Below are 13,987 nucleotides of genomic sequence, written 5' to 3' on the forward strand. Positions count from 1 at the left end.
CGACCCAGCCTGACTGAATATTTCACCTTTTCCTGCTTAACATCCATGTTATGATGCGCCTGAAACTAATAAGACGTGTGGCATTGTCACTATTTATCCGCTAATGAATTCAAACAATGCCATTCATTTGATGAATACATTATTTCAGGGAATAATTATGACACCTTTAGAACGCATTACCCAACTTGTTAATATCAATGGTGATGTTAACGAGCCTGCTACCCCCCGTCCATTGTTATCTCTTGAGGATTTTTTTATCGGAAATAATATCCTCGGTTCAATATGTTGCAATGTGACTCCAGAACAATCTCCGCAAGCTATCTACCACCATTTGCTGAAAATTCGTGAGCGTAACGATGTCAGTGATGTTTTGGTAGAAATTACGATGTTCAATGACCCTAACTGGCCCTTTAGCGAAAGAATTTCAGTTATCACTTCTGCTTCACCCGAAGAAGTTCAGAATTGGTTTGCAGAAGAAATTGCCCCTGATGAGTGCCGGGAAGGATGGGAAGAAGATACAGATCATGGATGGGTTGAAGTCCCTGCGGGTATGCATTCGGTTAATTGTTGGTGGGATTAAAACAGATTACTCATTACGAAAAATTTTTAAAATACTTCATGGAGGATGTATATTGTCATTTTCAACGGGTGCTGTAATTATCATTTTTGCGTGTTATGCATTAGCCTTTATCATACCAATACTCTTTATCGTTCCGTTTCTTCTTCGATGGGATAAAGAGAAAAGGGATAACACCGGTTTCATTTCTTTAATCTATCTGGAATTGCCAATCGGCACTACCGCATTAGCCTATTTATTTTATTTCAATAAGTATTTCGATTCTTTCTTTGAATATATTTTCAACCTCATACCCTATACATTAATTTTATGGTATGTGTGTTTTCTAAGGAAAAGCATATATTGCAGCCCACGCAAAATTTTATTTACAGGCTGGCGCGCCTTTGCCATTATATTTGTTTTACATACATTCTATTTATTCCCCATGAAAAACGAATCAGATTATGACACTGCTGTGAATACGGCACTAAGACAAGGGGATGGTACTGCATTGGATAAACTTTGGAAAACATGCCCGGAGGGTATCAATTCACTTTTGTTCAATATGAAATTTAACTATAACAGAACATATAACTTTGACTACCCAATCACTTCATTCGAGAAAGTTATCCAGTGTAGTGAATTTAAAGATGACTTTACCAGCGATTATGCTGTCAACTATTCTTTTGCTAACGTAACAAGCATTAATTTCTTAAAATTTCTATATAGCAAAATAGATGATAATAAAAAGAAAGAGATTCAGAATGATAAAGGTATTATAGACACTAGATTAATTGATTTAAAGCGATGTTTAAGAGACGAAAAGTGCAGTGCACAAAAAATCCAAATGCTCGATTTTCTACTAAAGCTCGTTCCAAAATGGCAAAAGCATTTATTTATCAAACCGGTAGACTTGCATAATTCTATTTTAAACTCAAATAAGCTTAGTGCTTCTTATTTTTCAAAATTTGTTCAACCTGAAAATGAAAATGACATTATCGCTATGCATGTTGTTTTAGGTGATAACCAGTCCGTAATATCAAAAATAAAGAACAAAGAATACCTACCTTCCGTGATTGGTCAAGAATATGGTGATTTTGGTGAAAATATAACATTAGTAAAGTTTATTATAATGAATGGTACAGAAGACATGATCGACTTCATCATTAACGATTTAAACGTTGATGTGGCGTGTTATGCAAGTGCGTCAACCATAAACTATAATACTATTGTCTCTTCAGACTATAATTATAAATACAATAAACGTTTCCAAAATAAAACCTGCACAAACCCAATCAAATCATAACACCATAAAAAAACCGCCGAAATCGGCGGTTTTTTAACATCAACACTCAACCTTACATCAGCGGCATTGCCAAACGCACAATACTAATCAGCGGTTGCGGCCATACACCCAGCACCAGTACCAACAGTGCAGAGATCAGCACCACGATACCGCCCGCGCTGTACTGCCAGTTTGACGGTGCATCGCGACCCGGTTGTTCCGGTGCGTGCAGGTATAAACTCACCGCCACGCGCAGGTAGTAGTAAAGGCCGATTGCCGAACCGACAACCACGGCCCCCACCAGCCACCACAAGTGCGCCTGGACACCGACTGCCAGCACGTAGAACTTACCGATAAAGCCCAGCGTCATCGGAATACCGGCCAGAGACAGCATCATCACCGTCATCACCGCCGCGAGGATCGGACGATGCCAGAACAGACCGCGGTAAGAGAACAGGGAATCAGCATCCGGGCCACGATACGGGCTGGACATCAGGCTGACCACACCGAACGCGCCGAGGCTGCTGAACAGATAACCGGCCAGGTAAACCCCTACCGCTTCCATCGACATCTCGCCAGTTTGCAGTGCAATCAGCGCCACCAGCAGATAGCCGAGGTGAGAGATAGATGAGTAACCGAGCAGACGTTTGATATTGGTCTGGCTCAGCGCCATCAGGTTACCGAAGATGATGGAGGCAAAGGCGATAATCGCCAGCACCACGCGAATCGCTTCGCTGTCACCCACTGGTGCGTAAAGGAACAGACGCATCACCACACCGAAGATAGCGATTTTGCTCGCCGTCGCCAGGAAAGTGGAAACCGGCGCAGGCGCGCCCTGGTATACGTCTGGCGTCCACAGGTGGAACGGCACCAGAGAGAGTTTGAAGCCGAGGCCAACAATCATCAGGCCGAAACCTGCCAGCAACAGCGGCTCGTTGAGCATACCGTCGCCGAGGTTTTTACCCAGTGCAACGAACGACAGATCCCCAGACTGCGCATACACCAGCGCCATACCAAACAGCAGGAAAGAAGACGCTGCGGCAGAAAGAATGGTGTATTTGATACTGGCTTCCAGCGAACGTTTCTGGCGGAAAGCGTAACCGACCAGGCCAAACAGCGGCAAAGAGATCAGTTCGATACCGAGGAACAGAGACGCCAGATGGTTGGCATTCGCCAGCAGGATCCCGCCCAGCGCAGCAATTAACACCAACAGGTAGAACTCGTCCTTGTTGTCGTTATAGCCTTCAAGCCACGGGTAGGCGAAAGTACAGGTGGCGAGGCTCGCCAACAATACCAGCCCGGTGTAAAGCATGGCGAAACCATCAACGCGCATCAGCGGCGTAACGTCCATAGCGCCCGCCTGGCCGACAAACCAGAGCGAAACCAGCGCCGCGTTAAGCCCAATAACCGAGAGCGTAGCGTTGAGGAAATGATTGCGTCGCCACGCAATGGAGAGCATCACAACCACCACCGTCAAGCCGACGATCAGCAACGGTAGCAGTGCGATCAGGTTTTGTGGAGTTATTGTCATGGCGATTTACGGCCTTGTAGTAGTAACGGAATTAACAAACCACTGCTGGATATTGCCAATCGCGGAGTGCGAGGTATCCAGAATCGGCTGCGGATAGAAGCCCAGCAGTACCAGCAGCACCACCAGCAACAGGATCATAAACAGCTCGCGCAGCGACATCCCTGGCAGTTCTTTGCTGGCAATCTCGCTTTTCGCTTTACCGAAGTAAGCGCGATGTAACATTGCCAGCGAATAAACAGATGCAAAGACCAGCCCAAAGGTAGAGATAACGGTAATCACCGGGACAACCTGGAAGCTGCCGAACAGAATCATAAATTCGCCGACGAAGTTACCGGTGCCTGGCATCCCAAGCGTTGCCACCGCAAAGAACAGCGACAGTGCTGGCAGCCATTTCATCTTGCTCCACAGACCGCCCATCATGCGCATGTCGCGGGTATGGATACGTTCATAGAGCTGACCGCAGAGAATAAACAGACCCGCCGCTGACAAGCCGTGCGCAATCATCTGAATTACCGCGCCCTGGTAGGCCAACTGGCTGCCGGTGTAGATGGCAATCAGCACGAAGCCCATGTGGGAAACCGAGGTGTAGGCGATCAGACGTTTGATATCGGTCTGGGCGAAGGCCATCCATGCACCGTAGAAGATGCCGATAACACCCAGCCACATAGCGATTGGTGCAAACTCTGCCGACGCGTTCGGGAACAGCGGCAGGGAGAACCGCAGCAGACCGTAAGCGGCGGTTTTCAGCAAGATCCCTGCGAGGTCCACGGAACCCGCAGTTGGTGCCTGGGAGTGCGCATCCGGCAGCCAGCCATGCAGCGGAACCACCGGCATTTTCACCGCGAAGGCGATGAAGAAGCCCAGCATCAGCAGGTATTCCACGCCGTTAGACATCGGCGTATTCAGCAGCTCTTCATAGTTGAAGGTCCAGACGCCGGTCGCGTTGTAGTGAACAAAGACCAGCGCCAGGATGGCGATCAACATCACCAGACCACTCGCCTGGGTATAAATGAAGAACTTGGTTGCCGCCGTGATACGCGTTTTACCGTCAGAAGCTTTATGCCCCCACAGTGCGATCAGGAAGTACATCGGCACCAACATCATTTCCCAGAAGAAGAAGAACAGGAACATGTCGATGGCAAGGAACACGCCGATAACGCCGCCCAGGATCCACATCAGGTTGAGGTGGAAGAAGCCCTGATATTTTTCGATCTCGTTCCACGAACAGAGTACCGCCAGCACGCCGAGCAGACCGGTCAGCACGACCATCAGCAGCGACAGACCGTCAATGGCAAGATGGATAGAGATACCAAAACGCGGGATCCACGGCATGTCGAATTCAGACTGCCACTGCGGAATTCCGGCGGATTGCGTCAGTGAATAACCGCCCTGCAACCACAGTTGCAGCGACAGCGCCAGCGTCAATCCCATGGTGATCAGCGCTACCCAGCGCGGCACCTTGACGCCAAAGCGTTCGGTCTGCCAGCACAGAAAGCCGCCGATAAAGGGGATTAGTATTAACCAGGGTAATAACATAGCTAAGTATGTCCCTTATATTTACTCCTGCTCAGGCTATCTCACTCGCCAGCCCGAATCCCGGCAGTGCTCGCAATCCTCACGTACTTAAGTACGCTCCGGTTGCTGTGCGCTGGCGGTATCCGGTCTGACTTCGCCGATGACGCCTGTACTTCAGGAACAGTTACCTAAAATTTATTCTTAGTTCACAGACCCGGCGCAGCGCCGGGTATATTCACTCAGCCAACAACTCAACGCAGTACCATCAACAGTGCCAGCACCACGACCGCACCGATGCTCATGGATGCCACATACCAGCGCAGGTAGCCGTTCTCGCTTAACAGCAGACCTTTACCTGCAAAGCGGGAAAGAACCGCCGGGATGTTCATCATTGAGTTCAGCGGATCGCGTTTCAGCAACCAGGCAATCCCCAGGAACGGCTTGACGAATACTTTGTCATACAGCCAGTCGAAGCCCCAGGCGTTGTACCACCAGGTGCCCAGCAGGCGGCCCGGCGCACTGTTGGCGATGGAGGTCACCAGAGTACGTTTACCCAGCCACAGCCAGGCTGCCAGCAGAATGCCGACCACCGCGACCACGCCAGAGGTAATTTCCAGGGTCAACATGCTGCCGTGCGCCAGCTCCGTCGTTTGCGGAAGCACGCCCTGCAGCGGCGGTACAATCAGTGCGCCAACGAAGGTGGAAAGGATCAGCAGCACAATCAGCGGCAGGCTGTGAGTTACCCCTTTCACGGCGTGAGCGTGAATTTGTTCTTTTCCGTGGAAGACGATGAAAATCATACGGAAGGTGTAGAGCGAGGTCATAAACGCACCGACCAGACCTGCCACCATCAGATTGATATGACCATTCGCCATCGCACCCGCGAGGATCTCATCCTTACTGAAGAAGCCCGCAGTGACCAGCGGCAGTGCCGACAGTGCTGCGCCGCCCACCAGGAAGCAGAGATAAACCAGCGGAATAGATTTACGTAGACCGCCCATCTTGAAGATGTTCTGTTCGTGATGGCAGGCCAGAATGACGGAACCGGATGCCAGGAACAGCAGCGCTTTAAAGAACGCGTGGGTCATCAAGTGGAAAATCGCCGCATCCCATGCCTGCACGCCAAGCGCGAGGAACATGTAGCCAATCTGGCTCATGGTAGAGTAAGCGAGAACACGTTTGATGTCGGTCTGTACCAGCGCGGCAAAACCGGCCAGCAGCAGCGTAACCGCCCCAACAATACCCACCAGATGCAGAACTTCCGGCGTCATCAGGAACAGGCCGTGGGTACGGGCGATCAGGTAGACACCTGCGGTTACCATCGTTGCGGCGTGGATCAGCGCGGAGACAGGCGTCGGGCCCGCCATCGCGTCAGCAAGCCATGTCTGCAACGGCAACTGAGCAGATTTACCAACCGCACCGCCCAGCAGCATCAGCGTCGCCCACATCAGCATGTTATTGCCGTCAGCAAAGTGCGCAGGCGCCAGTTCCACCATTTCGCGGAAGTTCAGCGTACCCAGCTCGTTGTAGAGAATGAACAGCGCGAAAGCGAGGAACACGTCACCCACACGGGTCACGACGAACGCTTTCATTGCCGCTGCGCCATTCTTTGGATCGGTGTAATAGAAACCGATCAGCAGATAGGAGCACAGGCCCACGCCTTCCCAGCCGAGGTACATCAGCAGCAGGTTATCGGCGAGAACCAGAACGACCATGCTGGCAATGAACAGGTTGGTGTAAGCGAAGAAGCGAGAGTAGCCCTCTTCACCACGCATATACCAGGAGGCGTACATGTGAATAAGGAAACCCACACCAGTGACCACCGAGAGCATGGTCAGCGACAGGCCGTCCAGCACCAGATTGAAACCGATGTTAAAGTCGCCTACCGACATCCACGTCCACAGCGGCTGGCTGTATGCCTGCTCACTGTTAGCGAAGAAGTCAACGCCGATAAAGGCAGTTACCAGCGCCGCCAGGCCCACAGAGCCAACGCCGACGATCGCCGAGACGTTTTCAGACCAGCGCCCACGGGAGAATGCCAGCAGGACGAAGCCAATCAATGGCAAAATAATGGTTAAGGCAAGCATGTTCATCCGCGCATCTCACTTACTGAATCGATGTTCAGGTTCTGGCGACGACGGTGAAGTTGCAGCAGCAGCGCAAGGCCGATACTCGCTTCTGCCGCCGCGAGGCTGATGGCGAGAATGTACATCACCTGACCGTCGGTCTGGCCCCAGTAGCTTCCGGCAACCACAAAGGCCAGCGCGGAGGCGTTAATCATGATTTCCAGACCAATCAGCATAAACAGCAGATTGCGACGGATAACCAGACCGGTTAAGCCAAGAACGAATAAGATTGCCGCGAGGATCAGTCCATGTTGTAAGGGGATCATGCGTGCTCCTCCGTTTTTCTTTTCGCGCTGTCGTCTTTACGATTGCTCAGCACTTCACCCGCACGCTCTTCACGACCGACGTGGAAGGCCACAACCAGACCCGCGAGCAGCAGCATAGAAGCCAGTTCTACCGCCAGTACATAAGGCCCGAACAGCGTAATACCCACTGCTTTAGCACTGATTGGCGTACCGTCGATACCCTGATCGTTAACACCGAGGATGGCGTAAACAATCACCACCAGCATGATGGCCGACAAAATTGCCGGACCAATCCACACCTGCGGTTTCAGCCACTGGCGTTCTTGTTCGATTTCCGAACCGCCCTGGTTGAGCATCATCACCACGAACACGAACAGCACCATAATGGCACCCGCGTAGACGATAATTTCCAACGCACCGGCGAAGTAAGCGCCCAGCGAGAAGAACACCCCGGAAATCGCCAGCAGCGAAATAATCAGGTACAGCAGTGCGTGTACCGGATTGGTATGGGTGATCACTCGCAAGGTCGCAAGTATGGCTATCAGGCCACAGATATAAAAAGCGAACTCCATTGCCCCTCTCCTTACGGTAACAGGCTCTTGACGTCGATAGGCTTGGCTTCGTTCTCTGCTTCGCCCTTATCTTTGCCGTCGATTGCCATACCTGCCATCCGGTAGAAGTTATATTCCGGGTATTTGCCCGGACCGGAGATCAGCAGATCCTCTTTCTCGTAAACCAGATCCTGGCGCTTGTATTCCCCCATTTCGAAATCCGGGGTTAACTGAATCGCCGTGGTCGGACAGGCTTCTTCGCACAAACCACAGAAAATGCAGCGTGAGAAGTTGATGCGGAAAAATTCCGGATACCAGCGACCGTCTTTGGTTTCTGCTTTTTGCAGCGAGATACAGCCGACCGGGCAGGCTACCGCGCAGAGGTTACAGGCTACGCAACGCTCTTCGCCGTCCGGGTCGCGGGTCAGAACGATACGACCACGATAACGGGGCGGCAGATAGACCGGCTCTTCCGGGTACATTCGCGTTTCGCGTTTGGCGAACGCGTGCAGGCCGATCATCCAGATACTACGAACCTGGGTGCCGAAACCTACTAACAATTCTTTTAAGGTCATGGTCTTATTGCCCCTTATTGCGCCTGCCAGAGAATGACAGCCGCCGTTACCAGCAAGTTGATCAGCGTCAGCGGCAGGCAGATTTTCCAGCCGAAGGACATTACCTGGTCATAACGCGGACGCGGTAACGACGCACGAATCAAAATGAACATCATCATAAAGAACGCGGTTTTCAGCGCGAACCAGATGAATGGCGGTAACAACGGGCCTTGCCAGCCACCGAAGAACAGCGTCACCATCAGTGCAGAGATGGTCACAATCCCGATGTATTCACCCACGAAAAACAGACCGAACTTCATGCCGGAATATTCAATGTGGTAACCATCCGCCAGTTCCTGCTCGGCTTCCGGCTGGTCAAACGGGTGACGGTGACACACCGCCACGCCCGCGATGGCAAAGGTAATAAAACCAAAGAATTGCGGGATGACGTTCCACACATGCGCCTGGCTGTTGACGATGTCGGTCATGTTGAATGAACCGGCCTGCGCCACCACGCCCATCAGGGAAAGCCCGAGGAACACTTCGTAGCTCAGGGTCTGCGCAGAAGCACGCATCGCACCCAGCAGCGAGTATTTGTTGTTACTTGACCAGCCCGCAAACAGCACCGCGTAAACCGCCAGACCGGCCATCATCAGGAAGAACAAAATCCCGATGTTCAGGTCGGCAACCACCCAACCTGGGCTGACTGGCACAATCGCAAAGGCCAGCAGCAGCGAGGTAAAAGCAATCATCGGTGCCAGGGTAAAGATGACGCGATCCGAGAATTTCGGGATCCAGTCTTCTTTAAAGAACATTTTGATCATGTCCGCAACCAGCTGGAGCGAACCGCCCCAGCCAACACGGTTAGGTCCGTAACGGTTCTGGAACAGACCCAGCAGGCGACGTTCGCCAAAGCTCATGAATGCCCCACAGGTGACAACCACCAGCAGGATCACCACCGCTTTGAGGATGGTCAGCAGGATCTCAATCAGTTCCGGTGATATCCAACTCATTGTTGTGCCTCCTTGAGATCCTCAAGATGCGCGCCCGCCAGCACCGGAGCAATGCCGGACATACCCATCGGCAAGCCAACCTGCCCTGCCGTCAGCCCTTCGGCGATTTCAACCGGCAGCGTGACCGTGTTGCCATCGTAACTAAAGGAGACGCGTGTACCTGCGTTCACACCTAACTTCGCGGCATCCGCTGGGTTGAGTTTGATGTACGGCTGCGGCATACGGCTCTGGAAGACCGGAGCACGCTGTGACAATTCATCGCTGCCAAACAGGTGGTAGTACGGCGCGATACGCCATTTCCCGTCCTGCGGCTGGAAGCGTGCCGGTACGCTGGTGAAGTAATCCAGACCGTTTTCGCTGGTTTCAAACAGACGCACGCCCGGATCGCCAAAGCGCAGTTTGCCGCCCACTTCGTCCTGGAATTTGTTCCACGCCTGCGGGGAGTTCCAGCCTGGCGCCCAGGCAAACGGCACTTGCGAACGGTGCGCGGTCGGCTGGTTGTTACCTTCCATCGAGAAGGTGAACATGGTGTCAATGTCCTGCGGCTGACGCGGCTCATGAACGCTGATGTTGGCGCGCATGGCAGTACGACCGCTGTAACGGTGCGGCTCACGGGCCAGTTTCTGCCCACGAATACGGAATGTCGCATCCGGCGCAGCATCTTTGATACCCGCCAGTTCCGGGATTTTCGCCACAACGGCGTCAATCACGTGGTCGAGCTGCGTCCAGTCCACTTCTCGGCTCAGCAGGGTGCTGTGCAACGAGTGCAACCAGCGCCAGCTTTCCAGCATGACAGTTTTGCTGTCGTAATAGGACGGGTCGTAAACCTGGAAGAAACGTTGGGCGCGGCCTTCATTATTAATTACCGTACCGTCGCTTTCAGCAAAGCTGGCGGCAGAAAGCACCAGATGGGCGTTTTCCATGATCGCTGTGCGTTGATGGTCAACCACCATCACCAGCGGCGCTTTAGCCAGCGCAGCATTCACGCGGGTAGCGGAAGCGTGACGATGCAGATCGTTTTCCAGCACCACCACCGCGTCGGCGCGTCCGGTTTCCAGTTCGGTTAACGCTTCTTCCAGCGAACCACCGCCCATAATGCCCAGCCCCATGCTGTTGACGGAACGGGCAATCATGGTGATACCGACGTCAGCACCGCGACCTTTCAGGGCTTTCGCCACGTTAGCCGCAGCCTGAATCACTTCAGCGCTACCGGCGTTCGTCCCGGAGATAATCAACGGTTTCTTCGCACCAGCCAGTGCCTGCACGATGACGTCGATTTTGCTTTGCAGCTCAGGTTCGATACCGTCAACCGCTGGCGCAGAGTTATCCAGCGCATGGGCGATGGCAAAACCTAAACGCGCCTGATCTTCAACCGGTGCGCGGTAAGTCCACGCCGCGATATCATCCAGGCGGGTGTCATCAACGTTGGTAACAAACAGCGGATGCTTCGCACGTTGACCGATGTTGAGGATTGCCGCAATCTGCCAGTCAGCCACTTTCTGGGCTGCCGCCATTTCGCGCGCTTTACCTTTCACCGCCTGACGCACTGCCAGCGCGACGCGCGCGCCGGTCTGGGTAACGTCTTCGCCCAGCACCAGTACCGCATCATAAGATTCGATTTCGCGCAGTGCCGGAGTATAAATGCCGCCTTCACGCAGCACTTTTAGTGCCAGTTGCAGACGTTCCTGCTCACCGTGAGCGATACCGGTATAGAAGTTTTCTTCGCCCACCAGCTCACGCAGCGCAAAGTTGCTTTCCACGCTGGCGCGCGGAGAACCGATGCCGATCACTTTCTTCGACTGACGCAGAATATCTGCCGCGCCCTGCATTGCCTGTTCGGCGTTGAGGGTAATGAAATCATCGCCACGACGCTGTACTGGCTGACGCGGACGATCTTTCAGGTTGACGTAGCCGTAACCGAAACGACCACGGTCGCAGAGGAAGTAGTGGTTTACCGTACCGTTGTAACGGTTTTCGATACGACGCAGTTCGCCATAACGCTCGCCGGGGCTGATGTTACAGCCGATGGAACATTGCTGGCAGATGCTCGGCGCAAACTGCATATCCCATTTACGGTTGTAACGCTCGGAGTGCGTTTTGTCGGTAAATACGCCGGTCGGGCAAATTTCGACCAGGTTACCGGAAAATTCGCTTTCCAGCGTGCCGTCTTCCGGGCGACCGAAGTAGACGTTGTCATGCGCGCCATAAACGCCCAGATCTGTACCGTCAGCGTAATCTTTGTAGTAACGCACGCAGCGGTAGCAGGCGATGCAGCGGTTCATTTCGTGAGAGATGAACGGCCCCAGGTCCTGATTGCGGTGGGTACGTTTGGTGAAACGGTAGCGACGGAAGGTATGCCCGGTCATCACGGTCATATCCTGAAGATGGCAGTTACCGCCTTCTTCACATACCGGACAGTCGTGCGGATGGTTAGTCATCAACCACTCGACCACACTTTCACGGAACTGTTTCGCTTCTTCGTCGTCAATGGAAATAAAGGTGCCATCGGAAGCCGGTGTCATACAGGACATCACCAGGCGACCACGCGTGTCTTCCGCGTTTTGGTATTGCTTCACCGCACACTGGCGGCAAGCACCGACGCTTCCCAGCGCCGGATGCCAGCAAAAGTAAGGAATATCAAGGCCCAGAGACAGACAAGCTTCCAGCAGGTTGTCCGCTCCGTTGACCTCGTATTCTTTGCCGTCTACATGAATTGTAGCCATTAGCATGCTTCCAGTTTTCTCGGTCAGGGACCGAGCGTTAATCGAAATTCGGTTACCAGCGCTCTTTCAGCAGGTTCGGCTGAATCCCATTAATCAAATGGGTATTGCTGAACGGCTGTTTGATTCCCGCCTCAAATTCTTCGCGGAAATATTTGATGGCGCTCTGTAACGGCTCCACTGCACCAGGTGCGTGGGCACAGAAAGTTTTACCCGGGCCTAAGAATCGACACAGTTGCTCAAGTGTTTCGATATCGCCCGGCTGACCTTCGCCACGCTCCAGCGCACGCAGAATTTTCACGCTCCACGGCAGACCGTCGCGGCACGGAGTACACCAGCCGCAGGACTCACGGGCGAAAAACTCTTCCAGGTTACGCACCAGCGACACCATGTTGATCTCATGGTCAACCGCCATCGCCAGCGCCGTACCCAGACGGCTTCCCGCTTTACCGATACTTTCGAATTCCATCGGCAGGTCAAGGTGCGCTTCGGTCAGGAAGTCGGTACCCGCGCCGCCTGGCTGCCAGGCTTTGAATTTCAGACCGTCACGCATACCACCGGCGTAATCTTCGAGGATCTCGCGCGCGGTGGTGCCGAACGGCAGTTCCCACAGGCCCGGATTTTTCACCCGACCGGAGAAGCCCATCAGCTTGGTGCCAGCATCTTTACTTTTCGAGATGTTCTGATACCACTCCACGCCGTTAGCGAGGATCGCCGGAACGTTACACAGAGTTTCGACGTTGTTGACGCAGGTTGGTTTACCCCATGCACCGGAGGTTGCCGGGAATGGCGGTTTTGAGCGAGGGTTAGCGCGACGCCCTTCCAGGGAGTTGATTAACGCCGTTTCTTCACCGCAGATATAGCGCCCTGCCCCGGTATGGACGAACAGTTCAAAATCAAAACCTGTTCCCATAATATTTTTACCGAGCAGACCCGCTTCGGTCGCTTCGGCAATGGCACGGCGCAGATTCACGGCTGCTTCAATATATTCGCCACGCAGGAAGATGTAGCCACGGTAGGCTTTCAGCGCAAACGCGGAAATAAGCATGCCTTCCACCAGCAGGTGCGGCAGTTGCTCCATCAGCAGACGGTCTTTATAAGTGCCAGGCTCCATTTCATCGGCGTTACATAGCAGGTAACGGATGTTCATGGATTCGTCTTTCGGCATCAGGCTCCACTTCAGGCCAGTTGAAAAGCCTGCACCGCCGCGCCCTTTCAGACCAGAGTCTTTAACCTGATTAACGATCTCGTCCGGAGACAGCCCGGTCAGCGCCTTACGCGCGCCTTCGTAACCGTTTTTGCTGCGGTATTCGTCCAGCCATACTGGCTGTTTGTCATCACGCAGACGCCAGGTTAGCGGATGCGTTTCGGGAGTACGGATAATGTTTTTCATTTATACCGCTCCAGCAGTTCAGGGATCGCTTCCGGGGTCAGATGCGCGTGAGTGTCCTCATCGATCATCATGTTTGGCCCTTTATCACAGTTCCCCAGGCAGCAAGTTGGCAGCAGCGTAAAGCGGCCATCAAATGTCGTTTGCCCTGGTTTGATGTTCAGCTTTTTCTCCAGCGCCGCCTGAATGCCCTGGTAACCGTTGATGTGACAAACCACGCTGTCGCAATAACGGATCACATGGCGGCCTACCGGCTGACGGAAGATCTGGCTGTAGAACGTTGCCACACCTTCGACGTCGCTCGCCGGAATACCCAGCACATCGGCGATCGCGTGGATCGCGCCATCCGGCACCCAGCCACGCTGCTTCTGAACGATTTTCAGCGCTTCAATGGACGCCGCACGCGGGTCTTCGTAGTGGTGCATCTCGTGCTCAATCGCTTCACGCTCTGCCGCACTCAGCTCAAAAGCCTCAGTTTGTGGTTGTTGATTCTCGTGCATA

At 53.1% G+C, this 13,987-nt stretch carries 12 protein-coding genes; 2 read left to right on the forward strand and 10 right to left on the reverse strand.

Annotated features, from left to right (window positions below; all coding sequences use genetic code 11):
* The first annotated feature begins 157 nt into the window (after positions 1–157).
* Positions 158–580 (forward strand): hypothetical protein, encoded by a 423-nt coding sequence (locus FEK46_RS10870; RefSeq protein ID WP_135559345.1) that lies wholly within the window; start codon positions 158–160, stop codon positions 578–580.
* Positions 525–1,862, forward strand: a complete 1,338-nt coding sequence (locus tag FEK46_RS10875; RefSeq protein WP_138194680.1) for a hypothetical protein — start codon at positions 525–527, stop codon at positions 1,860–1,862. Before FEK46_RS10870 ends, FEK46_RS10875 begins: the two co-directional genes overlap by 56 nt.
* 52 nt (positions 1,863–1,914) lie before the next feature.
* Here FEK46_RS10875 and nuoN read toward each other — a convergent pair whose 3' ends face one another.
* From nuoN to nuoE, 10 genes are all read right to left on the reverse strand, one after another.
* Positions 1,915–3,372: an NADH-quinone oxidoreductase subunit NuoN gene (nuoN, locus tag FEK46_RS10880; RefSeq protein WP_000156701.1), complete on the reverse strand. Its 1,458-nt coding sequence runs from the start codon at positions 3,370–3,372 to the stop codon at positions 1,915–1,917.
* A gap of 6 nt (positions 3,373–3,378) precedes the next feature.
* The gene (gene nuoM / locus FEK46_RS10885) at positions 3,379–4,908 is read right to left on the reverse strand and encodes an NADH-quinone oxidoreductase subunit M (RefSeq protein WP_130257464.1); all 1,530 of its coding nucleotides are present in this window, start codon (positions 4,906–4,908) and stop codon (positions 3,379–3,381) included.
* 230 nt (positions 4,909–5,138) lie between these two features.
* Entirely contained in the window at positions 5,139–6,980 is a 1,842-nt protein-coding gene (gene nuoL, locus FEK46_RS10890) for an NADH-quinone oxidoreductase subunit L (protein WP_135559344.1), read from the reverse strand.
* The gene (nuoK, locus tag FEK46_RS10895) at positions 6,977–7,279 is read right to left on the reverse strand and encodes an NADH-quinone oxidoreductase subunit NuoK (RefSeq protein ID WP_000612644.1); all 303 of its coding nucleotides are present in this window, start codon (positions 7,277–7,279) and stop codon (positions 6,977–6,979) included. Before nuoK ends, nuoL begins: the two co-directional genes overlap by 4 nt.
* Entirely contained in the window at positions 7,276–7,830 is a 555-nt protein-coding gene (gene nuoJ / locus FEK46_RS10900; RefSeq protein ID WP_001743992.1) for an NADH-quinone oxidoreductase subunit J, read from the reverse strand. Before nuoJ ends, nuoK begins: the two co-directional genes overlap by 4 nt.
* An 11-nt stretch (positions 7,831–7,841) precedes the next feature.
* Positions 7,842–8,384 (reverse strand): NADH-quinone oxidoreductase subunit NuoI, encoded by a 543-nt coding sequence (gene nuoI, locus FEK46_RS10905; protein ID WP_000172749.1) that lies wholly within the window; start codon positions 8,382–8,384, stop codon positions 7,842–7,844.
* A 14-nt stretch (positions 8,385–8,398) separates the two neighbouring features.
* Positions 8,399–9,376, reverse strand: a complete 978-nt coding sequence (gene nuoH, locus FEK46_RS10910) for an NADH-quinone oxidoreductase subunit NuoH (protein WP_000118507.1) — start codon at positions 9,374–9,376, stop codon at positions 8,399–8,401.
* Entirely contained in the window at positions 9,373–12,099 is a 2,727-nt protein-coding gene (gene nuoG / locus FEK46_RS10915) for an NADH-quinone oxidoreductase subunit NuoG (RefSeq protein WP_130207217.1), read from the reverse strand. Before nuoG ends, nuoH begins: the two co-directional genes overlap by 4 nt.
* A gap of 52 nt (positions 12,100–12,151) precedes the next feature.
* Positions 12,152–13,489, reverse strand: coding sequence for an NADH-quinone oxidoreductase subunit NuoF (gene nuoF / locus FEK46_RS10920; RefSeq protein WP_000789507.1), 1,338 nt, complete (start codon positions 13,487–13,489; stop codon positions 12,152–12,154).
* Complete coding sequence (gene nuoE, locus FEK46_RS10925; protein WP_000545042.1) at positions 13,486–13,986, reverse strand: NADH-quinone oxidoreductase subunit NuoE; 501 nt, start codon at positions 13,984–13,986, stop codon at positions 13,486–13,488. Before nuoE ends, nuoF begins: the two co-directional genes overlap by 4 nt.
* Position 13,987: the final 1 nt, after the last annotated feature.

Source organism: Escherichia sp. E4736 (assembly GCF_005781225.1).
Taxonomy (GTDB): Bacteria; Pseudomonadota; Gammaproteobacteria; order Enterobacterales; family Enterobacteriaceae; genus Escherichia.

What these genes read in the sequence shown, in the direction of transcription:
- FEK46_RS10870 (WP_135559345.1), top strand. Translation starts at nt 158, where the DNA reads ATGACACCTTTAGAACGCATTACCCAACTTGTTAATATCAATGGTGAT.
- FEK46_RS10875 (WP_138194680.1), top strand. Translation starts at nt 525, where the DNA reads ATGGATGGGTTGAAGTCCCTGCGGGTATGCATTCGGTTAATTGTTGGT.
- nuoN (WP_000156701.1), bottom strand. Translation starts at nt 3,372, where the DNA reads ATGACAATAACTCCACAAAACCTGATCGCACTGCTACCGTTGCTGATC.
- nuoM (WP_130257464.1), bottom strand. Translation starts at nt 4,908, where the DNA reads ATGTTATTACCCTGGTTAATACTAATCCCCTTTATCGGCGGCTTTCTG.
- nuoL (WP_135559344.1), bottom strand. Translation starts at nt 6,980, where the DNA reads ATGAACATGCTTGCCTTAACCATTATTTTGCCATTGATTGGCTTCGTC.
- nuoK (WP_000612644.1), bottom strand. Translation starts at nt 7,279, where the DNA reads ATGATCCCCTTACAACATGGACTGATCCTCGCGGCAATCTTATTCGTT.
- nuoJ (WP_001743992.1), bottom strand. Translation starts at nt 7,830, where the DNA reads ATGGAGTTCGCTTTTTATATCTGTGGCCTGATAGCCATACTTGCGACC.
- nuoI (WP_000172749.1), bottom strand. Translation starts at nt 8,384, where the DNA reads ATGACCTTAAAAGAATTGTTAGTAGGTTTCGGCACCCAGGTTCGTAGT.
- nuoH (WP_000118507.1), bottom strand. Translation starts at nt 9,376, where the DNA reads ATGAGTTGGATATCACCGGAACTGATTGAGATCCTGCTGACCATCCTC.
- nuoG (WP_130207217.1), bottom strand. Translation starts at nt 12,099, where the DNA reads ATGGCTACAATTCATGTAGACGGCAAAGAATACGAGGTCAACGGAGCG.
- nuoF (WP_000789507.1), bottom strand. Translation starts at nt 13,489, where the DNA reads ATGAAAAACATTATCCGTACTCCCGAAACGCATCCGCTAACCTGGCGT.
- nuoE (WP_000545042.1), bottom strand. Translation starts at nt 13,986, where the DNA reads ATGCACGAGAATCAACAACCACAAACTGAGGCTTTTGAGCTGAGTGCG.